19 protein-coding genes are annotated in these 23,225 nt (G+C 57.0%); 8 read left to right on the top strand and 11 right to left on the bottom strand.

What is annotated here, in order from left to right:
• Positions 1-52 precede the first annotated feature (52 nt).
• Complete coding sequence (locus AXG89_RS22600; protein ID WP_062172488.1) at positions 53-346, bottom strand: hypothetical protein; 294 nt, start codon at positions 344-346, stop codon at positions 53-55.
• 34 nt (positions 347-380) lie between these two features.
• A complete protein-coding gene (locus AXG89_RS22595; protein ID WP_082771526.1) occupies positions 381-926 on the bottom strand; it encodes a DUF4142 domain-containing protein in 546 nt (181 codons plus the stop codon).
• A 119-nt stretch (positions 927-1,045) separates the two neighbouring features.
• On the opposite strand from AXG89_RS22595, the gene AXG89_RS22590 reads away from it, so the two are divergent.
• The 4 genes from AXG89_RS22590 (at position 1,046) to AXG89_RS22575 (ending at position 5,432) form a co-directional block, all read left to right on the top strand.
• A complete protein-coding gene (locus tag AXG89_RS22590; RefSeq protein WP_062172487.1) occupies positions 1,046-3,337 on the top strand; it encodes an ATP-dependent DNA helicase in 2,292 nt (763 codons plus the stop codon).
• Positions 3,338-3,365: 28 nt separating this feature from the next.
• Positions 3,366-3,851 (top strand): hemerythrin domain-containing protein, encoded by a 486-nt coding sequence (locus tag AXG89_RS22585; RefSeq protein ID WP_062172486.1) that lies wholly within the window; start codon positions 3,366-3,368, stop codon positions 3,849-3,851.
• A 131-nt stretch (positions 3,852-3,982) separates the two neighbouring features.
• Positions 3,983-4,633, top strand: coding sequence for a recombinase family protein (locus AXG89_RS22580; RefSeq protein WP_062172485.1), 651 nt, complete (start codon positions 3,983-3,985; stop codon positions 4,631-4,633).
• 76 nt (positions 4,634-4,709) lie between these two features.
• Positions 4,710-5,432: a 2OG-Fe(II) oxygenase gene (locus AXG89_RS22575; RefSeq protein ID WP_062172484.1), complete on the top strand. Its 723-nt coding sequence runs from the start codon at positions 4,710-4,712 to the stop codon at positions 5,430-5,432.
• Positions 5,433-5,475: 43 nt separating this feature from the next.
• On the opposite strand, the gene AXG89_RS22570 is transcribed toward AXG89_RS22575, so the two are convergent.
• Both AXG89_RS22570 and ribA read right to left on the bottom strand, forming a co-directional pair.
• On the bottom strand, positions 5,476-5,895 hold the full coding sequence (locus AXG89_RS22570) for a type II toxin-antitoxin system HicB family antitoxin (RefSeq protein ID WP_062172483.1): 420 nt from the start codon (positions 5,893-5,895) through the stop codon (positions 5,476-5,478).
• Between the two features lie 249 nt (positions 5,896-6,144).
• The gene (ribA, locus tag AXG89_RS22565; protein ID WP_062172482.1) at positions 6,145-6,795 is read right to left on the bottom strand and encodes a GTP cyclohydrolase II; all 651 of its coding nucleotides are present in this window, start codon (positions 6,793-6,795) and stop codon (positions 6,145-6,147) included.
• 280 nt (positions 6,796-7,075) lie between these two features.
• On the opposite strand from ribA, the gene AXG89_RS22560 reads away from it, so the two are divergent.
• The gene (locus tag AXG89_RS22560; RefSeq protein WP_062172481.1) at positions 7,076-8,719 is read left to right on the top strand and encodes an ABC transporter substrate-binding protein; all 1,644 of its coding nucleotides are present in this window, start codon (positions 7,076-7,078) and stop codon (positions 8,717-8,719) included.
• 48 nt (positions 8,720-8,767) lie between these two features.
• Here AXG89_RS22560 and AXG89_RS22555 read toward each other — a convergent pair whose 3' ends face one another.
• A complete protein-coding gene (locus AXG89_RS22555) occupies positions 8,768-9,463 on the bottom strand; it encodes an NADPH-dependent F420 reductase (RefSeq protein WP_062172480.1) in 696 nt (231 codons plus the stop codon).
• Between the two features lie 203 nt (positions 9,464-9,666).
• On the opposite strand from AXG89_RS22555, the gene ahpC reads away from it, so the two are divergent.
• From ahpC to AXG89_RS22540, 3 genes are all read left to right on the top strand, one after another.
• Complete coding sequence (gene ahpC / locus AXG89_RS22550) at positions 9,667-10,230, top strand: alkyl hydroperoxide reductase subunit C (protein ID WP_062172479.1); 564 nt, start codon at positions 9,667-9,669, stop codon at positions 10,228-10,230.
• Between the two features lie 119 nt (positions 10,231-10,349).
• Positions 10,350-11,939 (top strand): alkyl hydroperoxide reductase subunit F, encoded by a 1,590-nt coding sequence (gene ahpF, locus AXG89_RS22545; protein ID WP_062172478.1) that lies wholly within the window; start codon positions 10,350-10,352, stop codon positions 11,937-11,939.
• A 193-nt stretch (positions 11,940-12,132) separates the two neighbouring features.
• On the top strand, positions 12,133-12,603 hold the full coding sequence (locus tag AXG89_RS22540) for a hypothetical protein (RefSeq protein WP_062002768.1): 471 nt from the start codon (positions 12,133-12,135) through the stop codon (positions 12,601-12,603).
• 70 nt (positions 12,604-12,673) lie between these two features.
• Here the strand turns inward: AXG89_RS22540 and tssF are convergent, their stop codons facing one another.
• From tssF to AXG89_RS22510, 6 genes are all read right to left on the bottom strand, one after another.
• A complete protein-coding gene (gene tssF, locus AXG89_RS22535; protein ID WP_119024677.1) occupies positions 12,674-14,443 on the bottom strand; it encodes a type VI secretion system baseplate subunit TssF in 1,770 nt (589 codons plus the stop codon).
• On the bottom strand, positions 14,440-17,913 hold the full coding sequence (locus tag AXG89_RS22530; RefSeq protein WP_082771557.1) for an ImcF-related family protein: 3,474 nt from the start codon (positions 17,911-17,913) through the stop codon (positions 14,440-14,442). The genes tssF and AXG89_RS22530 overlap by 4 nt, the downstream gene beginning before the upstream one ends.
• Entirely contained in the window at positions 17,894-19,255 is a 1,362-nt protein-coding gene (locus AXG89_RS22525) for a hypothetical protein (protein ID WP_162916078.1), read from the bottom strand. The genes AXG89_RS22530 and AXG89_RS22525 overlap by 20 nt, the downstream gene beginning before the upstream one ends.
• The gene (locus AXG89_RS22520; protein ID WP_442861753.1) at positions 19,201-19,389 is read right to left on the bottom strand and encodes a PAAR domain-containing protein; all 189 of its coding nucleotides are present in this window, start codon (positions 19,387-19,389) and stop codon (positions 19,201-19,203) included. The genes AXG89_RS22525 and AXG89_RS22520 overlap by 55 nt, the downstream gene beginning before the upstream one ends.
• Positions 19,390-20,227: 838 nt before the next feature.
• A complete protein-coding gene (locus tag AXG89_RS22515; RefSeq protein WP_062172475.1) occupies positions 20,228-20,860 on the bottom strand; it encodes a hypothetical protein in 633 nt (210 codons plus the stop codon).
• A 1-nt stretch (position 20,861) separates the two neighbouring features.
• Positions 20,862-23,225 carry a M23 family metallopeptidase gene (locus AXG89_RS22510; protein ID WP_075359215.1) on the bottom strand — a complete coding sequence of 788 codons (2,364 nt, stop codon included), beginning with the start codon at positions 23,223-23,225 and terminating at the stop codon, positions 20,862-20,864.

The raw sequence follows: 23,225 nt of genomic DNA, 5'->3' as shown, positions 1-23,225 counted from the left end.
TGAAAAAGCGCGACTGCGAAGCCGCGCTCTTCCGGTCAGCCCTTCTTGCTTGTTACTGTCCCTTCGTGTCGCTGCTTGCGTCCGCGCCCGGCATGTTGGTCGTGTCCGTCGCGGACTTGCGGGCCATCTTCTTGTGCGTCTTGCCGCTCTTGGCCATCGTGCCGGATGCAGGGTCGCCGCCGCTCGTCATACCGGCGGTCGCGGCGCTATGCGCATTTCCGCCGCCTGAGCCACCGTTACCATTTCCGCCACCGGCATTACCGCCCGCACCACCGCTTTGCGCCAATGCGATTGTCGATACGACGGCGAACAAACCTGCCAGAACAATTCGCTTTCCATCTTTCATGAAGTCACTCCCGTAGTTCCGTTCGGCCGATACGTTATTGCGCCGACACGCCCTTCTTCGTTGCAAGCGCCTGCGCCATCTTGTAGTGATCTTGGATTGTCGGCAGCGCCTTTTGCGCAGCCGTTTTTAGGTCAGCGTTCTGCCCGTCGGAGATTTCCTTCTGGAATGCATCGACCGCTTGCTTGTGTCCCTCGACGCCGACCTTCGTGATGTAAGCCGTATCGAAGTCCTTGCCCTTCAGCGGCTTGAGCGAATCCAGGATCGATGTATCGGAGTTGTCCTTCGGAACCGTCACACCCTTGGGGGCCGCCATCTTCAACTGCACGGTGAGCTTCGTGTGATCCATCATCATGTGCCGCGCGAAGGACTTCACGTCCTTATCGCTGGAATGGGTCATCGCGAGCTTGCTTGCGTCTATCTCGGTGGACGATGACATTGAAGCTGCCTGCACGAACGCCTTGTCCGTATCGGACAGCGGGTTTGCCATTGTGGTGGACGCGGCTTCCGTCTGTGCATGGACCAGCGGGGCGCTCGTGATCAGGCAGGCGGCGAGCAATGTGGAAAGAGTCGTGGTCTTCATTCAGATCTCCGTGATTCAAAATTATCGAAATTGATCAACTGCGTACGGAAGATCACAGCAACCTCCATACCCAAACGGCTCGGGCATGCTAATATTTACTGTACATCCATACAGTAAAAATGCCCGAGCAACCCTGCTACGTCGTCGCGGTCCGCGCCCTTTGCGAATTCACTGCAAAGCAAGGCGATCTCGACCTGCGCTTCACGCCATCGCCCACGGCGCAGCAGGGCATGGCCGGGCACAAGATCGTCGCCGCGCGCCGTCACGACCTTTATCAAGCTGAAATCACGCTCTCCGATACCTTCGGCGCGCTGCACGTGCGCGGTCGCGCGGACGGCTACGATCCCGTGCTCAATCAGATTGAAGAAATCAAGACGTATCGCGGGAAACTGGATGCCATCCCCGAGAATCATCGCCATCTGCATTGGGCGCAGGCGCGCATCTACGGCTGGATGTGCTGCAAGAAGATGGCATTGCGCGAGATCGGGATTGCGCTGGTTTATTTCGATATCGCCAGCGAGAAGGAAACTGTCATCACGGAAACGCAATCCGCGGAAACCTTGCGCGAGCATTTCGAGCTGCAGTGTTCGCGCTTTCTCGATTGGGCGCAGCAGGAACTCGAACACACGGCCCGGCTTAACGACGCACTCAGCGCAATGGTTTTCCCGCATGCGTCGTTTCGTACCGGACAACGCGAACTGGCAGCCTCGATCTATCGCGCCGCCGTACAAGAACGCTGTGTGATGGCGCAGGCGCCGACGGGTATCGGCAAGACCCTCGGAAGCCTGTTTCCAATGCTGAAGGCATGGCCAGCAAAGCAGATCGACAAGATCTTTTTTCTGACCGCAAAAAGCTCCGGCCGCCAGCTCGCCCTCGACGCGCTCACCACGCTGGGCCCGGAGACACCGCTGCGTGTGCTCGAACTGGTCGCACGCGACAAGGCTTGCGAGCATCCCGACAAAGCCTGCCACGGCGAGTCTTGTCCGCTTGCGCGCGGCTTTTACGATCGTCTTCCCGCAGCGCGCGAAGCGGCATTGGAAGTGACCCGGCTCGACCGCAATGCGCTGCGCACGGTGGCTCTCGACCACGCGGTGTGTCCGTATTACCTGAGCCAGGAACTCGCGCGCTGGAGCGACGTGATCGTCGGCGACTACAACTATTATTTCGATACCAGCGCCATGCTTTTCGCGCTCGCCGAGTCAAAGGAGTGGCGCGTGAGCGTGCTCGTCGACGAAGCGCACAACCTGGTGGAACGCGCCCGAGCAATGTATTCCGCAACGCTGGACGAAGCGCGTTTTCGCAGCGTTCGCCGCGCTGCCCCCGCGCCGCTCAAGCGATCATTCGATCAGATCGGCCGTGCATGGAGAACGCTTGCAGGCCAGCAAACCGATGAATACGCCGTGCAGGAAACGCTGCCGGCGCGATTGCTGGAAACGCTTGCAAACATGATTGCAGTCGTCACGGAGTTCATTGGCGAACAACCGGCTGCACTCGATCGCGACACGCTGCGCTTTTACTTCGACGCCACGCATTTCGTGCGCATTGCGGAACGCTTCGACACCCATTCTCTCTTCGATATCACCCTCGCCGGCTCGCGCAATCAAAGTGTGCTTTGCTTGCGCAACCGCGTGCCCGCGCCGCATCTCAAGGCGCGTTTCGCACAGGCGCATTCGGTCGCGTTGTTCTCGGCCACGCTCTCGCCCGCACATTTTTATCGCGACATGCTCGGCCTCCCTGAAACCTGTACGAACGTCGACGTTGCGTCGCCTTTTCATGCGGATCAGTTGCAGGTGCGCGTGGTGGCGAACGTGTCCACGCGTTATCGTGATCGCGAGCAGTCCGTGCCGCAGATCGTCGAGCTGATCGCGGCGCAGTATCGGCGCATGCCCGGCAACTACCTCAGCTTTTTCAGCAGCTTCGACTATCTGGATCAGGTTGCGAGCGCGTTGCGCCACGAGTACCCGGATATCCCGGTCTGGCAACAAACCCGTTCAATGAGCGAAGCCGATCAGCACGCCTTTCTTGCCCGCTTCACCGAAACCAGTCGCGGCGTCGGTTTCGCCGTGCTTGGCGGATCGTTTGGGGAAGGTATCGATCTCGCGGGCCAACGCCTGATCGGCGCTTTTATCGCAACGCTCGGGTTGCCGCAACTCAATCCCGTCAACCAGCAAATGAAAACGCACATGGACCGGGAGTTTGGCGCAGGATACGACTACACCTACCTGTTTCCAGGCTTGCAGAAGGTGGTGCAGGCCGCCGGCCGTGTCATCCGGGGACAGCATGATCGCGGCGTGCTTTATCTGATCGATGACCGCTTCGCCCGCACCGAAGTCCGGCGATTGTTCCCCGCGTGGTGGGAAGTCGAGATCGTGCGCCACGTGAGCACCCCTCGGGCACCCGTATTGCTCTGAGTGTGTCATCCCCACACAAGGAGCCGTCATGGCCGATACAAAGAAGCAAGACGCGTTGACCATGCTCGAAGAAGAGCATCGCGCGGTTGAAAAGCTGTTCGAAGCCTTTGAACGCGCCGATGAAAACGACCTGGAGCGCAAGGCGACATTGGTTCAGCGTGCATGCGAGCTGCTGACCATGCATGCGATCGTGGAAGAAGAAATCCTCTATCCGGCCGCGAAGGATGCGCTCGGCAAGGACGATAAGGACGATGTGAATGAAGCGTACGTGGAGCACTTTCTCGTCAAGACGCTGATCGAAAAGTTCACCACCATGCAGGCCGGCGACGAAGGTTTCGACGCCACCTTCAAGGTGCTCACCGAGAGCGTAAATCATCACGTTGAAGAAGAAGAGTCGGAACTGTTCCCGGAACTGCGCAAGACCAAGCTCGACCTGAGGGCAATGGGCGAACAGATCGCAAAGCGCCGTGAAGCGCTGCAGAACAAGATCACGGAAGTTGCCACTTCGCATTGAGCGTTTCAAATGTGGACAGGTGGATTTGATCGGGCCCGCAATTTTGCTAATATTCGCAAAAACTGCTGGCCCGCGTCGGTTGGTTGAGAGCACCGAGCATCACGGGCACGGCTTTCTCTGGAGGGCAAATTGTGACCCTATTCGTCTATATAAACACCGGCGGCCATCAGGACATTCGGGAAAGTGACCTGATCGAGATCGACGCAGCGGGCTTTCTCGTCGATATGGGAGCCGTGCTGGTCGATCGGTGCAGCAATGCCGTCGCGGCCTCGTCGCGTCCGGCGCTGCAGCAGATCATCCGCCGCATCAAGCCTGGCGATACCCTCGTGATTTCCCGCCTGGGATATCTCGGCAGCGGCGTCGGCGACGTGGTGTCCACGCTCACCGCGCTCGCGGCCAGGCGCGCGCGCGCCATTTGCCTCGACGCGGGCAGCAACGACCTGTGCGTTACGGGCAGCGACTCGCCCATACGCATGCTTCAACTCGCCGCCGAACTCGAACGCGACGCCAAACGCGCGCGGGCGCTCAACGCCGCCGCCATCGCCAAGCAGGTTGGTGCGCCGCAAGGACGTCCTGCATCGTTGTCCGAGTCGCAGCGCAAGCAGGCGCTCAGCGCGCTCGCGGCGGGCAGCACGGTGACGGCCATCGCGCGGGTTCTGAACACGTCGCGCCAGACAATCATCCGGCTACGCGACGCGGCGTCCAGACAAGCAGGGACGCACGCCGGCGCCGCAGAATCGGACGTTTCAGCGCACGAGTCACTGGCGGTTCACGGCGAATGAAAGCGCAACTTCCGGCGTGCGCGGGAAAGCGGAGTCGAGCAATATCGGTAGATTGATCTGCAAGGAGACATCGCCGATGGACCGTTTGAACACTGATATCGCTGGGCGCGTCAACGCGACCGACTGGCATCGGATAGAAGACGATTTGAACCGGTACGGCTGCGCGAGCGTCGACCAACTCCTGACCGCCGCCGAATGCGACGCGCTTTCGGCGCGCTACGCGCAAGACGATTTGTACAGAAGCCGTGTGGTGATGGGCCGCCACGGATTCGGGCGCGGTGAATACAAGTATTACGGCTATCCATTGCCCGAGATGATCGGCACATTGCGCGAAACGGTTTATCCGCACCTCGTGCCGGTCGCGAACCGATGGACCGCGCTCATGGGTATCGACACGCGCTATCCGGCGGTCCACGCGGATTTTATTCGCCGATGCCACGCCGCCGGGCAAACCCGGCCCACGCCATTGATCCTTCAATACGCCGAGGGTGATTACAACTGCCTGCACCAGGATCTATACGGCGAGCACGTGTTCCCGCTGCAGATGGCGATCTTGCTGTCCGCTCCCGGGCGCGACTTTACGGGCGGCGAGTTTGTGATGACCGAGCAGCGGCCGCGCATGCAATCGCGGGCCGAAGTCGTGCCGCTGGCACAAGGCGACGCGGTGATTTTTGCCGTGCACCAGAGGCCGGTGAACGGGACACGCGGAGTCTACCGGGTGAATCTGCGGCACGGGGTCAGCCGGTTGCGCTCGGGGCATCGGCACACGGCGGGCGTGATTTTCCACGATGCAACGTGATTTACCGATGCTTGCATGCCCCGTGTTCCGTCGATCAGTGCAACTATGAGATGGAAACGTCCAGTTGTTTGCCAAGTTTGGCGAACGCTGCTTCAATTGCGTCGAGTTTGGAGGAGTGCCGCGGATCAAGTAGCCGGTCGACCTGCGGCATATGAACATCCAGCCGACGGGCCAGCTCCGATTTCCTGATTCCTTGGCGGATCATTTCGTTAGCCAGCAACACCTTCGAAACCACGAGTGCCGGCAACTTGACGACGCTCTGCCCTTTGTTCGCCTTCGATGGTAGCGGAACCTCGCGTTTTTCATCGAAGTAGATCTCGATGGCGCTCTCGAGCGCGTCAAGCGCATTGAGCAAGGCTTCGTCTTCGTCGTCTCCGACGGATACTGCTTCGGGGATATCCGGGAAGGTCACGAGGTAGGTGTTATTCGTGGCCCGCTCCATTTTCACTGGATAAGAGAACATGGTCGTTTGATTCTCCAATGAGTTCGGCCCTTCATGCGAAGGCGAATGTGCTGGAGCTGAAATACAACATATATGTTGTCATCCATCCTGGTAGAACGCAACTTATTTGTTGTATTTAATGTTTTGCATGAGGACGGGGAGGCAGAAAAGGAAAACGGCCGCTGAACGGCCGCCTGAGCTATGCAAGAAAGTGGAATGTTGCCTTCAAAGCTTCGCTATAAATCCGGCCCACTGCAGGCCCCCCCCCAATCATTCATTCTCATCAAAGTAATGCCCGAACTTGACCTGCTTGGTCTTGATATAACGCTCGTTTTCCTCGCGCATCGGAATGGCCAGCGCCACGCGCTCGCATACCGGAATGTCATGCTTGAGCAGCGTATCGAATTTTGACGGGTTATTGCTCATCAGCCGCACTGAACGCACATCCAGCGCACGCAGGATCGCCGCAGCCGAATCGTATTCCCGTGCGTCGTCGGGAAGACCGAGATGCAGGTTGGCATCGACCGTGTCATAGCCCTGCTCTTGCAGCGCATACGCACGGATCTTGTTCGCAAGGCCGATGCCCCGGCCTTCATGACCACGCAGATACAGCAGAATCCCGCGATTCTCAGCTGCGATATACCGCATTGCCAGATCGAGCTGTTCGCCGCAATCGCAGCGGTAGGAGCCGAATACATCGCCAGTGACACATTCGGAATGCAGCCGGCAAAGCACGGATTCGCCGTTGGCGACATCGCCCATGATCAGCGTCAAATGTTCCGCGCCAGTGCTTTTTACGCGATACACGTGGGATTCGAAGATGCCGTAACGCGTGGGAATGGTGGCCTTCGCCACGAGTTCGACGCATTCTTCGTTGACAGCCTCGGCAGTGGATGCCGTTGAATCGGAAACGTTTTTCATGTTCTCTTGTACAGCATTTAAGGGCGCGGGCCGCATGCCGGAAGGTTTTTGCCTGTCGGCTGAACCGGTAACTGTATCAATATGCGGTGTCGCCCGGTCCGACATGTTAAAACGCCGGGGAAATATTTGCAGCCTGCAACGTGCAACCGCCGCTTCCCGCATGAAATCCGCCGGATTCGACGCGAACCGGGCATATCGAAAGAAGAACGTCTCGCTTCGATAAAAATTCCCCGGTTGGTAAAGTACATGACTACATAGACAACTCACCAGACCCATCTCCATGCCCAATCAACGTCGCCTGTCCTTCGTCCCTTCCTGCATGGCCCGCGCTGCGGGATCCATGCTGATCGCACTTGCTGCGTCCGGCGCCATGTCCGGCGCGGCTCACGCGGCGGGCAAAACGCTGGTGTTTTGCTCGGAAGGCAGCCCGGCAGGGTTCGATTCGGCGGAATACACCACCAGCACGGACTTCGATGCCGGCGCGCACGCCGTCTACGACACGCTGGTCGAATTCAAGCGTGGATCGCTCGACCTCGTCCCCGGTCTCGCGGAAAAGTGGGACGAGTCGGCCGATGCCAAGACATTTACGTTCCATCTGCGCCACGGCGTCAAGTTCCAGACCACGGACTGGTTCAAGCCCACCCGCGACTTCGACGCCGATGACGTCGTCTTCACGTTCAAGCGCATGATCGACCCGGAGAATCCATTCCAGAAGGCCCACCCGGTCAGCTTCCCGTACCTGAGCGATCTTGGTTACGACAAGAACATTGCATCGGTCGAAAAACTCGATGACTACACCGTGCGCTTCACGCTGCACACCTCCGACGTGGTCTTCGTGCGCAACATCGCGATGGAGTTCGCGTCCATTGTCTCGGCGCAGTACGCCGACCAGTTGCTCAAGGCGGGCAAGGCCGAGGACCTGAATCAGAAGCCGGTAGGGACCGGTCCGTTCGTGTTCCGCGATTATCAGAAGGACGCGACCATCCGCTATGACGCGCATCCGGACTTCTGGAACAAGAAGGACGTGCATATCTCGAAGCTGGTGTTCGCAATCACGCCGGACGCAGCCGTGCGCATGCAGAAACTTACGAGCGGCGAATGCCAGATGACGTCGTATGCACGTCCCGCCGATATCCAGAGCGCGCGCAACAATCCGAAGCTGGCAGTGCTGTCGAGCGTCGGCTTCAACGTGGCTTATGTCGGCTACAACACCACGCACAAGCCGCTCGACAACGTGCTGGTGAGGCGCGCGCTGGACATGTCCATCGATAAACAAGCGATTCTGAAGAGCGTCTATGAAGGCGCGGCGACGGTCGCCTCGAACCCGATGCCGCCCTCACAATGGTCCTATAACAAGGCGCTGAAAGACGCGCCATATGATCCCGCGAAGGCGCGTGATCTGCTAAAAGAGGCGGGTTTTCCGAACGGCTTCAGCATTTCGCTCTGGGCCATGCCCGTGCAGCGCGGCTACAACCCCAACGCACGCCTGATGGCGCAACTGATCCAGTCGGACTGGGCGAAGATTGGCGTGAAGGCGAATATCGTTTCGTATGAATGGGCCGAGTACAACAAGCGCGCGAAGCAGGCCGGCGAGCACGATGCCATCCTGTACGGCTGGATGGGCGACAACGGCGACCCGGACAACTGGCTTGGCACCACGCTCGGTTGCGATGCCGTCCACGGTAGCAACATGGCGAAGTGGTGCAACAAGCAATTCGACGATCTGCTCGGCAAAGCGCGCCTGGTTACTGATCAGAACGCTCGCACGAAGCTTTATGAAGAGGCGCAGGTCGTGTTCAAGGATCAGGTTCCTTACACACCGCTTGCACATGCCAACGCGTTCCAGCTGATGACGAAGAACGTGAAAGGTTATGAACTAAGCCCGCTGGGCGGCCATCGGTTTGATGGGGTGTCGCTGGACTGATCGTTTCGAGGGTGCGGCGGCGGACACATATAAGTCCGCCGCCTGTCATCAAGCCGGCTGCTCGAAACTCCCCGGGCTTTTGTCCGTCGCGCTCCATTGCGGCGTGCGCGTCTTGTCCGCCTTCTGCAGGCCTGCCGTCAGGCCCTCCAGATCAAAGTCCTTCGTGTAGACCGGCGTGCCCGGCTGCTGGCGCCAGGAATTGTCGAGACCGCCGTTATCGAAGGCATCGAAGCCTAGTTCGTTGACCAGTTGCAGGACGACCGCCTTGGCGTCGGCGCTATCGCCCGATACCGGCAACGCAATGCGCCCCTGCGTGCCTTCCGGCTTTCCGTGATCGCGCAAATGGGCTGCGTAGATATTGTTGAAAGCCTTGATCACCGGATGCCCGATCTGCTGCGCGACCCACTCGCTCTCGAGCATGCCTGACTCGATTCCATCGATCCGGCCATCGCGCTCACGCGGATAATAATTTCCCGTATCGATGAAGACCGTCGTGTCAGGTACGTCCGCGAGTAATCCTGCTGGCAGATCCAGCACCTTCTTTTCCGGGATCGTCACTACGATCACGTCTGCACCGTGCACGACATCGGCCAGTTCAGCGGGTCTTGCGCCGGTTTCAGCCGCGACATCGGCCAACGTATCCGGCCCGCGCGAATTGCCGATCAGCACCTCGTGACCATGCTCGACCCACCGCAGCGCCAGCACCTGACCAATATTTCCCGCACCAATGATGCCAATCTTCATACACCCTCCGTTCGTTTAAAGACCCATGGCATAAGGCGCGCAACGCCTATGCCTGAAACCGCCGGACGCGCTAGAATGCCCGCCGCGGCGAGGCTGATAGGCAATTAACATCGGCCTCATTGAATCATTCGATTTTGCTAATCGAGGGCAAACCCGCATACTTCATCCCATTCCTTAACCACTTCAACACAAGGACTTACGCAATGCCGATCATCAACAGCCAGGTCAAACCGTTCAAGGCAACTGCCTACCACAATGGCGATTTCGTGCCGGTTACCGACGAAAGCCTGAAGGGCAAGTGGTCCGTCCTGGTGTTCTACCCGGCTAACTTCACGTTCGTTTGCCCGACGGAACTCGGCGATCTGGCCGACCGTTACGCTGAATTCAAGAAGCTCGGCGTGGAAATCTACGGCGTATCGACCGACACCCACTTCACGCACAAGGCATGGCACGACACGTCGGACACGATCGGCAAGATCGAGTACCCGATGATCGCCGATCCGACGCTGACGATCTCGCGCAACTTCGACGTGCTGATCGAAGAAGAAGGCATGGCTCTGCGCGGCACGTTCGTGATCAACCCGGAAGGCGAGATCAAGCTGTGCGAAATCCATGACAACGGCATTGGCCGTGACGCTGGCGAGTTGCTGCGCAAGGTCCAGGCGGCGCAATACATTGCGTCGCATCCGGGTGAAGTCTGCCCCGCCAAGTGGACGCCGGGCGCAGAAACGCTGACGCCGTCGCTCGACCTGATCGGCAAGATCTAAGCGGCTTCAAGCTCGCGAAATAGTTGTATTGCGCTGTATTGTCCGGGCCGTTCGCGGCCCGGATGTCTGTCAGCAAGTCTCCCGAACAAAAATCATCTTTAAACGGACTCGAAACCGCCATGCTGGAAGCCAACCTCAAGACTCAGTTGAAAGCGTATCTGGAAAAGGTCAGCCGGCCGATCGAGATCGTCGCTTCCCTCGATGACTCCCCGAAGTCGGTCGAATTGAAAGACCTGCTCCAGGAAATCGCCACGCTGTCGGACCGCATTGCGGTGATCGAAACGCGTGACGACGACCAGCGCAAGCCGTCGTTTTCCATTGGCGAACCGGGCAAGCCTACGGGCATCCGCTTCGCAGGCATTCCGATGGGCCATGAATTCACCTCGCTCGTGCTGGCGCTGCTGCAAACCGGCGGCCACCCGGTCAAGCTCGACGACGCCGTGATCGAACAGATCCGCTCGCTCGACGGCGACTATCAGTTTGAAACGTATATCTCGTTGTCATGCCAGAACTGCCCGGAAGTCGTGCAGGCGCTGAATGTGATGGCGCTCATCAACCCGCGCATTCGCCAGGTCACCATCGACGGCGCGTTGTTCCAGGACGAAGTCGAGAAGCGCCAGATCATGGCCGTGCCGACCGTCTACATGAATGGCGAAGTGTTCGGCCAGGGCCGCACCGGCGTGAAGGAAATCCTCGCCAAGCTCGACAGCAACGCTGGCGCGCGGGCTGCAAAGGAAATCGAAGGTAAAGGCACGTTCGACGTGCTGATCGTCGGCGGCGGACCTGCCGGCGCGGCTGCCGCAATCTACGCGGCGCGCAAGGGCATCTCGACGGGCGTTGCGGCCGAACGCTTCGGCGGCCAGGTGCTGGATACGCTCGCCATCGAAAATTTTGTCTCGGTGAAAGAGACGGAAGGACCGCAGTTCGCGACGGCGCTGGAACAGCACGTCAAGAGCTACGAGGTGGACATCATGGACGTGCAGCGTGCCGAAGCGCTCTTGCCGGGCACGATCCACGAAGTGCGCCTCGCCAACGGCGCAGTGCTGAAAGCGAAGACGATCGTGCTGGCAACCGGCGCCCGGTGGCGCGAAATCAACGTGCCGGGTGAGAAGGAATATCGTAATCACGGCGTGGCCTATTGCCCGCATTGCGACGGTCCTCTTTTTAAGGGCAAGCGCGTAGCGGTGATCGGCGGCGGTAATTCCGGCGTGGAAGCGGCGATCGACCTGGCGGGTATTGTCAGCGCCGTGACGCTGATCGAATTCGGCGCAGAGTTGCGTGCCGATGCCGTCCTGCAGCGCAAGCTTCGCAGCATGAAGAACGTGACGATCATCACGCAAGCGCAGACCACGGAAGTCACCGGCGACGGCAAGAAGGTCAACGGTCTTTCGTACAAGGATCTGCGTTCGGGTGAAGCGAAGCACATCGAGCTGGAAGGTGTGTTCGTGCAGATCGGCCTCGTGCCGAATACCGAATGGCTCAAGGGCACGGTCGAGCTATCGCGCCACGGTGAAATCGTGGTCGATGCGAAGGGCGCAACGTCGGTGCCGGGTGTGTTTGCTGCCGGCGACGTCACCACCGTGCCGTACAAGCAGATCGTGATTGCGGTGGGCGAAGGCGCAAAGGCGTCGCTGAGCGCATTCGATTATTTGATCCGTAATTCGGTATCGGAGGAAGTTGAAGTTGGCGCGGAAGAAGCAGTCGCTTGAATTTAATTTTCTTGCCGGCGGGAATTTAATCCGCTAGCAACACGCTCGAAAGGAACGCCCGATAATCGCGATGCAATCGATTATCGGGCGTTTTGTTTTATCCGTTTTAATCGTCTGATGAAAAGCTAAAGTTTTCTTTTTGCTTGCCGTTGATATCGGGAGCTGACAACCATCTTCCTCGAGGTCAACCGTCATGGGAATCCTGGATCACACCTTTTCCACCTTTTTTCGCGGCGGCGCGCGTTCGAATCCCGCTGTAACGCAAAGACTCGAACGCACACTCGAGCGGGAAAGCGCGTTACGCCGCGAACTGGCGCAATTGAAAACCCGGGTCTCGGCGAGCGCGCCCGAGCTTCAGGTCAAAATGGATCTCATGCAATTCGATGTCTCGCAGGAGAAAGCGGCGGTGGCGAGCCTGACCGCGGCGTTGATGCAGGCGCAGGAAGATCTGGAGCTGGAAAAAGCGAACCGGTCGGCCGCAATTCATTTGCTCAAGAAACACGGGGTGGTGGATGGCGTCGCGTATTCGAGTTTTACGCGCGAAGAACGCGTCGAATTGATTGCATCGGCGATGGATGAGGTCGTCGGCAGCGAGACCACCATTCGATGGAAAGCACGCTCGCCGGCGAGCGCGAGATCGGGTTCGGGGAAGGGGGCGAAGTGAAGTGCGGGGATACTAGAGGTCCCCGGTCGCTCCTTTGAGCGGGTCCGGTTCACTGCCAAGCCCGCCTTTTCTAAAAAACAGATCCTTCGTAGACGGCTCGCGGATATCTCGTCTCGGCGCCATCTACCCGCGCCACGAACTGCACATATACATTTGGGGAAGCGTACCGGCTCACAAACCGGTGCAAAACGTCCGTAAACAAAGTGACATCGCCAATGCCTAGAAAACCATTGGAACAAATCGTCACTTCGATTTCAACGCCCCGCTCCAACCGATTGCGACCAAGACGCTGCAAATTACGCAGGCGGACGTCGCGCACTGCATCAATACGCCGCTGGTTTTGCTCGTCGGCGGTCCAGTTATAGAGCGAGAGAATTTCTCGCAAGGAAGTCGCGTCCATAAAGCTCAGTCTGTTAGCCGCGAAGTGCGACATGACCTTCCATTGGAAGCGCTCTGTAGAAGGCGGATAAGCTGGCATGGTGGGATGACTAAGATTGCGAACCGAGTCTATACCGGCGATGACTGATACCGGCTCTGTGAGCATTGCTTCACGCAATTCTGTACGTGGCAACATGCCATTGTTAGCCAGTATTCGCGCTGTAATGTGGTCATCAGGAACGCTGCCAGGAACATCCCAGGCAAGACCGCCCAGCCTCAGCCACATTTCGCGCGCACCGGACGCTCCCAATACATTTCTCGTATGAAAATATCGTTCGGGCGCTTCATGCCGCAACATGCCGCCGCGATGCTTGAACTCATCAAAGGGAATGTAACTGTGCTTGTCGGCTGATTTATGATCAACGGCAATCACGGACACTGCCGAATAAGGCTCTATATGTTCGCCGGCTACTCGCGGCGTGCGCACCCTGTAGTCATGCTGAAACGCATCTGTCTGAATGGGTTCGGCGTCCAGTTCAAACAAGTTGATAACCGGCGAGCAGTGCAAACGAAAATTGGAGGCCTCCACGCGGGTGTCGACCGGCAATGACCGGCCGAGCACGATTTCAAACTCAACGTGCGTTTCGGTCGGGGGAACCGTTGTCGAGTCGAAGCCGCACAGATCTATAAAGTGAAACTTCTCGGGAAACAAGAAATATTCAAGCAAGGTTTGTTCGGCATCGCATTGCGGATCAGCAGTAGGCCAGACACGGGTATCGGTTCCGAAACCGGACGTCTCAAAACGTAGCCCCCTTGCCGCTTGAGCGCGGCCCTCGTGAATGGACGGCATACGGACCGAGATTGAAGTCACATCGCGAGTAAGCGTGGCGTAGAGCGCCGACGCGTTTGCCCTTTCACCATGCAGATAAATACGAATTCGCGACGAGTCCTCAATCGCATGTTGATCGAACCGCTGCAAGTCGAAGGATAAGCAGATCACACTCCGGCCGTCTGCACGAGTGGATGCGTGAGCGTCAGTCAGTGTTAGTGGTAAAACCTCAACGTCCCTCGTCGTACGGTAGACGCAGGCGGTCTTGGCCGGGCCAACAGGTTTCGAGCGCACTGCGACGCCTTCCGGTACACGGTTCGATCCCACGCGGTTCGTGCGCGGCACACATTCCAGAATTGCCAGCGAAGGGATCGTGCGCGCCATGTGCGGCCAGAGCGTACCGACGAGCGGCTCCGTGATCTCCGGCATATCGTCATCGAGTTTTTGCCGCAAACTCCCGCTTAAGAAGGCGAAGCCTTGGAACAATCGCTCGACGCTCTCGTCTGGAGCGCCCACGTTCGTCAGCCCGAGTCGCTGTGCTGCTTCTGGGTGCGCTTGTGCAAACTCTTTGCTGGCTTCGCGGAGATAACGCATCTCAGCTTCATAATATTTAAGAATCGGATTCTCGCTCACGGCTGCAGCTCCGGTGGAAGCGGGGGCAACATCGTGCCCGCTACTGTCTTCGACGCGTTCGTGCCTACTGTGAAGATCCGCTCAGGCATCTTGAAGCCGCGCAGCTTGAGCAAGTCGAGCGGCCCTGTGCCCGCTTGAGTCCGGATTACATAGTGCAAAGGCTCCTTGTCTCCGTAAGTCCAGGTCAACGCGGTTCGCGTACTGTCAAGCGAACTTGCCTCAGCCTTTTCCAGCAAACGCAAAAAAGCCCAATCGCCCGTACTCTCGAATGCGATGCGCGTACCCGCGTCGAACGTTTGCCACGTAAGGATCGCCCGGCCATTCAAGCCGTTGCCCGGCCACTGCAATGCCTTCCAAGTCTCGCGCTGGTTGAAATACAAAATTGATACACCATCAATATTGAGTTCCGTACGTGTTACATCTACGGTGGGAAGCGCCATCAACTCAAAGCGATACCCCGCATCGCCTTGCGCGTAAAGCCGCGCGCCGATGGCCGACAGTTGCGCAAGCGCCTTAATAAATGCAGGATCGAACTGAAGCGCTTGAGGTGCAAGTTCACTTGGGGTCCAGCGATCGCCGCTTTGTTGGAGAACGCCGGCAAGCTGCGACGTGACGAAACGGGAGATCAGACCAGTGTCAGGACGTATGTAACGGCCAAGTTCTACAAACGATGCGTCCGCAGGTGTTTCGGCGAAAGGATAGCGCCCATCGAACGCCGTTTTAAACGGCGTCGCGACGCTTGTACGCCAGAGGTCGTTCAGACCTGCGCCAGCAGGCGTGAGAATGGTTTGCCATGCTGCGTCCAGGGGTCGAGCAAATAACGCATTGCCGAATCCGGCCCAGTGCACACCGAGACTCGCTGCGGTTATGTTGGCGTCATCTCGAGCTTGCATGAGTTCTGATAACTTGCCTTGAAATATGGCTTGCGCAAGCGTTCGTGCCATAGCTTGTGGCTCGGGACTTGACGCGATTTGTTGCAGCTTCAAACGCACCGCAGTGACACGATTCAGGTAGTGCGCAAGACCGACATCGTTTGGTGCGGCTGGTGTCCTAGTTGCGCCGCGATCATCAGTCACGTCCCCCATCATTGCCAACAGTGGTCCGAACGCGGAGTCAAGGGGATTCGGTGGCAGCGACTGGTCTCCAGAACTCGCAGCGCCGCCGTGCAACAGATCCCGTGCCTTGCGCACCAGCGTCTCTGATAGCGCTTGCGAAGGCCGTCCAGCCTGCGCTTGATACTGGACCGATTTCATCAGGGCGATCAAAGGCGACTGCTGTGCGTCCGCAAGCCGGGAAAGTTGATCGATGGTGCCACTTAAATTTGTTGACGACTGCCAACGCACGCTGTTGAGAAAGCCCTGCCACGCAGCCGCGTAGTCAACGAAATAACGTGCGGTGAGTCGTTGCTTAATACTTTCCTGCGAGTCTACTTTAGCCTCTCGTGCGGGGTCCGTCTTTGTGTTTATTTCAGAAAGTACCCAGTCACCACCGGTATTACGCTCGCGAGAAACCTTATCAATTGATTCGGCGATAAATCCGTCCCAAGCGGCACGTGTATAGATTCCCGGTACGCTTTGCGCCGTACCGAACAAACCGCGCGCATCCGCACCGTTCAGGAGGGTGGCAAGCGTTGCATCGGAGTACTTTCCTTTGGCTTCATCCATCAAGCTCTTATAAAGTGCGTCATCGGCAGTCTGAAGACCAATCTGGTTGATCAGTGCATTACGGGCACCGCCAATAGTCGAATCGTGAGATACGTCGTTGATCAAGGTGCGCCATTCTGGATGGGTCGCAAGATGGTTAGCGTAAAAGCTGGCAAGGCGTGGTGACTTGTCCAGCCACTCACCCACGGGCATGTCGGTTGGCTGGCGCCAGCCTTTAAGAAGCTCTTGTGAGAGGAACGCAGCGTCAGTACGTCGCGGTTCAGCGAGCATCAGGTATGCCTTTAACGCGTTGTAGTAACGCTGCATCGCTTTGGGATCCTGCGGACTATCAGACCGCAGTTCCGAAAGCATCGCAAGCGTTGACTGCAGCGACCGCGCGACTGGATCTCTTAGATTGCGCGCACTCACCGTCTGATAAAGCGGCCATAATTTCGAAAGAATTGCCTCGTTGGAGTTCAATCCCGCGCGCAAGTACCAAGGCGCGCCATGCTGGCCATTCGCTTCAAGCGTTTCGATGGTTTGCTGGAACTCGAGTTGCGTACGTATCGCCTCGCTGCTTCCGGCCGCAGCGGCCAATGCCCGCTTCGCCACCATGCTCGCAGATAACGCGATATCCCTATTCCCAATGAACGAAATAACCAGCGCGACGCACCACATCATTGTCGCGGCAGCAACCGCCGCCAAGACCGCATTGGACCAATAGAAGCCCACGCGCTTGCCTTTTCCGCTGCGCGCCGCGTCTGCCAAGAACCGCCACGTTGGCGACACCGATGCATGCAGCAGCGCCGTTTTGTTGAAATCTGATCCAGGCGGCGTCGGATACACGGGAACGAACATCATCCCGGCAAGCGAAGCGCGCCGCCATTTTGATGCCACCAACGCGTCGAACTGTGCGAGGATTCGCGCGCTTTGATGGTCCATGTATTCCGAGATCTGCGCCAGGTAGCGAATGCGCTCCGGCCCTCGCAGGGCAAGCGCGCCGCGATGGGCGCTCGCGCGCATGACGGTGTCCAGACCGGACGAAAAGCCGGGCGCATCCTTTAGCGCCATGCCCACAGCCTCGAAGGCCTCGGGTTGCTTGCCAGTGACTTGTACGCTATGCAGCAGGTAGACCGGAGCAGCCCACCTAAGATCAATGGCTTGTGTCGCGAGGGTGCGGGCGAGCTCTGGGTCAATGGTCGTAACGTCGGTTGCGCGCAGAACCTGCACCATTGCGTCGGCGGGTCGGCGGGGACGCATGCGGCTGATTTGATCGCGCCATGCCTTGCCATCTACGTTTTCAGGCGCAGCGTGCAGCAAGACGGCGTTTTCTGTGAGCATGAAGCCTGTTCGACGCAGGCCCGGTGCCACCGTTTCGGTCAGCGTATCTTGGCCGGTGACAACAAGCCATGGTTGACGGTATTTCCAGCGCCAACCGAATTGCCCGCGAAGCTCGGCACGAAGGTCGGTCAGGCGCGAGTCACGCGATACGCTCGCGGTCGCTTCCCGATCACGCGAAGCATTACCAGCGTTCCTGCGGAACACAATACCAATGGTCGTCCATGCCCCAACTCTGGACGCAAGCAGGTTAAGGACAATCGAACATGTCAGCCCAGTTAAGATCCAGATCGAAGCAGTCTTCTTCTCCTCCACGTGCGACGTTCGGACAAGGTCGCCACTGAGCCAGACGAAACCCAATGCTATACCGGCCGCTACGAGTGCGACTAACGCGATGCCCCACACGCGAATAGCCGGAACCTGAGCCACAGGGGGATCAACAGGCTCAAAATTTGCAAGTTCTTTTGTGTTATTGTGCTCGATCTTCATGCGTGGACCGTGGATGCGCATACAGGACCGCCGACTGAACGGTTTCTGTGCGATTGATAATGAGTTGAGGATCGTTCATACCGGATTCGATGGCAGCGGCAATTGCAAGCCAGCCCGCACCCGGTCCAAGGTGGCCAACAATTCTGCCCGGCGAAACGTATGCGTGAGGATCATCGACTGTCGAGAGCGACGCCTTACTAAATGCGCTGGCGAGCGTCGGATCGTCTTCCAGATTTATGCCGGTGACCCAACTGCGTTTGACCTTGGCTGCGGTGGTATTGCCCCATAAGATAGCGTTCGTTATTCCGTCACCGAGACTATCCAAGTTGACCGCAACCGGACGGTGTAAGGTAGCGACTGCGGCAGGCGGTCCGATTGAGGCGCCGCTACTCAAGAGCACGGCGACACCCCCCTCCGTACTCCCCGCTAACGGCGACTTATCGTGCCACTCGGCCGCGATCACGAGTAATGGGCGACGCTCATTCGCGTCAAGCCACGCGTCCACCAACATGAGGCCATCGCTTACATGTGCTACGTCGCATTCAAGCGGCGGAAGACTAAGCACAGCAAGCGCATCTGAAAGCTGCTCGAGACGGCGGCACGCCACATCGGGATCATTGACCACAAGCCGTACAGCAGGCGAATGTTTTGAGTCCGATCGTGACAACGCGCGCAGCGAGTTTGCTAGCGGGAGAAGCAATTGCCGTAAGATGCCGCAGAAGCCATCTTGAGCCGTAGGGCCCGCTTCTACATTGGAAGCGTTCATAGGGGTCGCGATTTCAGCCTCCAAGTCATCGTCAGCGTCGGCGGTCGCGACGAGTGATTCGGAATCTGGAAACCGCATATGAAGAACGCGATCAACGCCAGTACGCGTGTTCTGCATCGCAATGAGCGGCTTGCCGGAAAGAACCGCCAGTGCCAACTTTTCCGCGCCCAAGGGCAAATGGTAGGCGTAATCCAAGACATAAAGCGGCCGCTGTGCATAAGCAACGCGTTCGCGGTTCCACTTCTGCCGATGCTGGTTGCCGTACAGCGCGTGCAAGTAGGCTGTCTCATAGACTGCACGAGCGAAGCCGGCCAGGATCAGGAAGAATCCGTTCGGCACGCCCGCGACACAAAACCAAAAGAAGACGCCGTTCGCAGGCATGCTTGCAGGCCAGATCAGCAGCACAAATCCTGATACGATCGCGCAACAAAGCGCCCAGATACCAAGCCATGCTAGAAATCCTGAACCTCGAGACGGATAAGCGAGCGGCGAACCACCGGGCTTGAAATCGACCGGCATAGTCAGGCGATGCACGCATTGCTCAACGACGATATCAAACGGCAGCCGCAGACACACCGATGGAAGTTCAGTGCGACCGGGACGCCTTTGTCCAGAAAAAACGGATGGCCTTCAGCGATGATCGTTTCCCCGTGGAGATCGCAGATTGCCGAATCGCCCTTACGAGCCACACGCCGATCGCCAAACTCCATGTCAGGGGAGCCACTTGTGACGTGCCCGCCGTTTTCCAGCTTGTCACCGACGCGAATGGGATTTTGCATTTATCTTCTACTTCGATTTGAAAAGTTGAGCGCAAGACACATCGTCCGTAATGACGCGTCGATTTTTGTGTATTTCCCATACCCCGGGGTAAGCAAATTGGTCGCAACTCATCGCTCCGGTGGGTGACAAGTAATTGCCGTCTCGCGAAATAATTGCCATCCTTTCATCCCCGGTACCCGTGAATGCCTGTTTCCTTAGGGTGAGTCTCTTTCTATTGGCAACATACGCACCGGGCAGAGTGACAAGGTTACTCCTGCTACCGACGCGCGAAACTGTTGCCAACCATGACATCGGACTTACACTCGATAGGTCTAACGCGACATAAATCCCGTGTTTGAGGTTGATATCGGAAAGCGCTCCGACGTGCTCAGGTATCTGAGATACATGGATGCGATTTTGACCATCGCACATGTTAAGGTCACGCGACGGCACGTATCCTCGCGACGAGACAATCACTGCAGATTTATCGAAACTCAAGTCGGATATTTCGATTTTTTCGAAGATAGGACACCTGTGAGGCATTTTATCTTCACCTGTTACTATGATCGAGTCTCGATCGACGCGGTATGTCGTCGTAGCGAATGCATTTGAAATAATCACGCCACTTATCAAAGATAACCAGAAACTTTTAGACATTTCAGCTAAATCTCTTTTGCATATCTATCGATCAAAATTTTTTCTCTATTCGAAGTATTTTTTTGACGATTAATTCTCATAAAGAGCCATCTCGGCTGTTGCGAAGGTATACATATAAATTTCGGCGCGTACTCATTTTCGCTTGAAAAGTTCAGCGCAAGACGCATCATCCGTAAAGACACGACGGTTATTTTTTATGTCCCAAACGCCTGGATATGCATCGCTCGTACACGTTAGCTCGCCAGTTGGGGCAACAAATCGGCCATCGGGGGAGATAGCTGCAGAACCTGCGGCCGCCTGTCCTCCGAACGCATATTTTTTTTGTATAAACCGCGATTGCCTTGGAAGATTTGCTCCGTGTAGCGTTATTCTATTTTTGCGGCTCCCAAGAGTACTTACAGTGGCTAAATACAGAAATGGCTGAACATTCACAAAATCGAGTGAAATGTAAAGTTGCTTGATCAAATTCACATCCGCCAGCACCCCGACGCCCTTTGGGATAAAGGAAACATGCACTGGTTGCCCGGTCGTGCAACCTTCTAGCAAATTAATGGGCACAAATCCCCTCTCAGACACAATCACTGCAGACTTATCGAAGCTCTCAATGGCATAAAGTGGAGGAGCATCAAGCTTGCAGATCCTTACCCGATCGTTTTCCACAATTTTAATATTCACTCCATCCACGTTATAGGTAATTTTGGCCTGCGTAACGGAAGCCGTTCCGCACAGAAGTGCTGTAATCATTAATTTGCTAGTTATTTTCATATCACATCAAAACTTCTTTGGCGATCCGCGTGAAACTCAGTCTTCTAGACTCATCGAGATACCCACCATTGATGGCATGAGTAACTGATCGAACAATGCGTTGTTCGCGCGCCTTGCCACTAGCGGTTGTCGCTATTTCGGCATCGCGGTCGATTTCTCGTGCGACAGCGGGACGCTTGCATCTCATATAAAAACCACCACTATCAATACAATTCTGAACCAGAGACACTCGATGCGGATCGACCATTTGCGCCGGCTGCTTTGTCATTCCGAATCGATTGTGTGCAACGTAGGAACGGTCAGTCCACCAGGATGGTGAAAAACTATTTACAGATAGCCAACCTCGAAACACCCAATAGTCGGCATAATTGCTTCTTCCTGTAAGTTGTTTGAAACCGCGACCGCGATACTTCTGTGCGTCTTCTCGATCACAGTTACCATTCTTCCAATCGTAGGAACCGGCTATACGTGCGCCTTTGCTATTAAACTTCACCGAGCGAAACCAAGCGTCATCCTCAGTCGATAGCTCGCCGTACCAATGCCCGAGTTCGGCCTCCTGTTGGATTGAAGCATCGTTTAGGACTGTCCCGTGAAAACCGCTAGCGTCTAAATTGCCTAGCATGCTTGTCTCCTGCATAGAGCTCAGCCATTCACTTTCGACCGCCCCTTGACCGAGAAAATGCGCTTGCCTTACAGCAGTGTTAAGTCCGTATTTTCTTAATGCAATATTCATGTATGGGAGGTAAGTCGCTCGCACTTCCGCAGGGCTTTTGGTGCGAACACGAGCATAATGACCATTTGAATATATTTGTTCAAATTCACCTTTGCTCAACCACCCACACTTCCTGAAGTGTCGAATAAACGCCATCGGATGAAAAAACCACAGCTTCTCGCCAGCAGGCAACCCGGTCTTATCCCAGAACTGAAGTGACTCCAGCAGCTTGATGAACTTGTTATATCCCGCCTCGTTGCCGTCGTAGAACTCCCCCACTTCCTTCAACTTGCGAAACTTTGCTTCGTTGTGCGAGCCGTCCCATTCACTGGGCGCTTCGCATACAAAACCTCTCAACGCATCCCGTATTGGCTCGTGCGTTTTGACATAGCGGACCAGTTCGTCTTCCTTGTTGTAAAACGCACGTTCCGCTTTTTCCTCAGCCGTCTCACGGGCCTTCGTATCGCTGAGAATCTTCTTCAATGCATCGATATCGCACAGACCGTCAGCGCTATGCAACCCCGCGCCTTCGCTAATCTTTTTCCAGCCTTTTAAGAACGGGAAGTCGGCATCTGAAAGCTTGAGAATCGAAGTCTGGCTGACATCGATATAGCCCTCTTGTCCTTCCGCAAAGCTAACTCTCACCCATGTGCCGCGCGCGGCAGGCGCAAGCGTCACTGGCGTGCTCAGGATGCGGCCAAAGCGCAGCATCTCGTAACCGTCGCTCGGGCAGTCGGGATACAAGGCCATTGCACGCTTGTACATGTTGTATTCGTAGTCCGCTTCGCGAACCAGCGTCTCAGTGAGCGCCTCAAGCTTCCCCTGACCCGCAGCGCGCCAGACCATCGTGTACTTGCTGCCCTTATGAAAATGGGACTCTACGTATAGCGGGTCTTCATTGTTCCCAGTGTGCAATCTATCGAACGCGATGCCATGCAATGACCCTTTCGCATCTGTGCCGGGCGGCACCGGATAGAACTGCTGCCCTGGAGGAATGACGTAGTAGCTGCTGCCCCAGTAGTCCGTGGTCGCGGGCGTGGCTACTTGCTCGCGTCCCAACTGCGTGTGCCCGAAATACGCCTCGAAATCGGGCTTGGTCATGAAGATTTCGACGTGCAGATGCGGGTGTTCCTGGCATCGGCCGGTCAGACCCAGCACATCTTTGCGACGCACTTTCTTGCCTTCACCCGATTGAGCCGGCGGAACGATCGGTGAAGCCGCGCCGGCGCACGGTGACGGCATGCGCAGGAACTCCGGGAGAAATTTTCCGTCGGCGCCCAGGCTGTGGTAGCCGTTCAAATCCAACAAGTGCATGTACAGCGAATAGAACGTCAGCGTGCGGCCTTCGCCCGTCTCGGTCGTATGCCTGAGCAACACGAAACCGGCATTGGTGTCCGGCGTACCGCTACCACCGTCGTAAGCACGCTGGCACACGCGATACGCAATCACTTCGCCATCGGCGATAGCGTGAATATGTTCGTTGTACATTTTCGGCACCAGGTGCATGCCTGTATGCCAACGCCGGTCCGCTGCAATCGGGTACAAACCGTCCGTCGCTTCATACGCGTCGACCGCGTCCATCATTGGGTCGACTGAGCTCTCGTCATTGGACGTGCGGCCTGAATCGGGCAGGTACGGGGGGCTGATGATCAT

The organism is Burkholderia sp. PAMC 26561 (assembly GCF_001557535.2).
In the GTDB taxonomy this organism is placed as follows: Bacteria; Pseudomonadota; Gammaproteobacteria; order Burkholderiales; family Burkholderiaceae; genus Caballeronia.
Note: the sequence above shows the minus strand (reverse complement) of the source record. Positions and strands in the feature narration are given on the sequence as shown.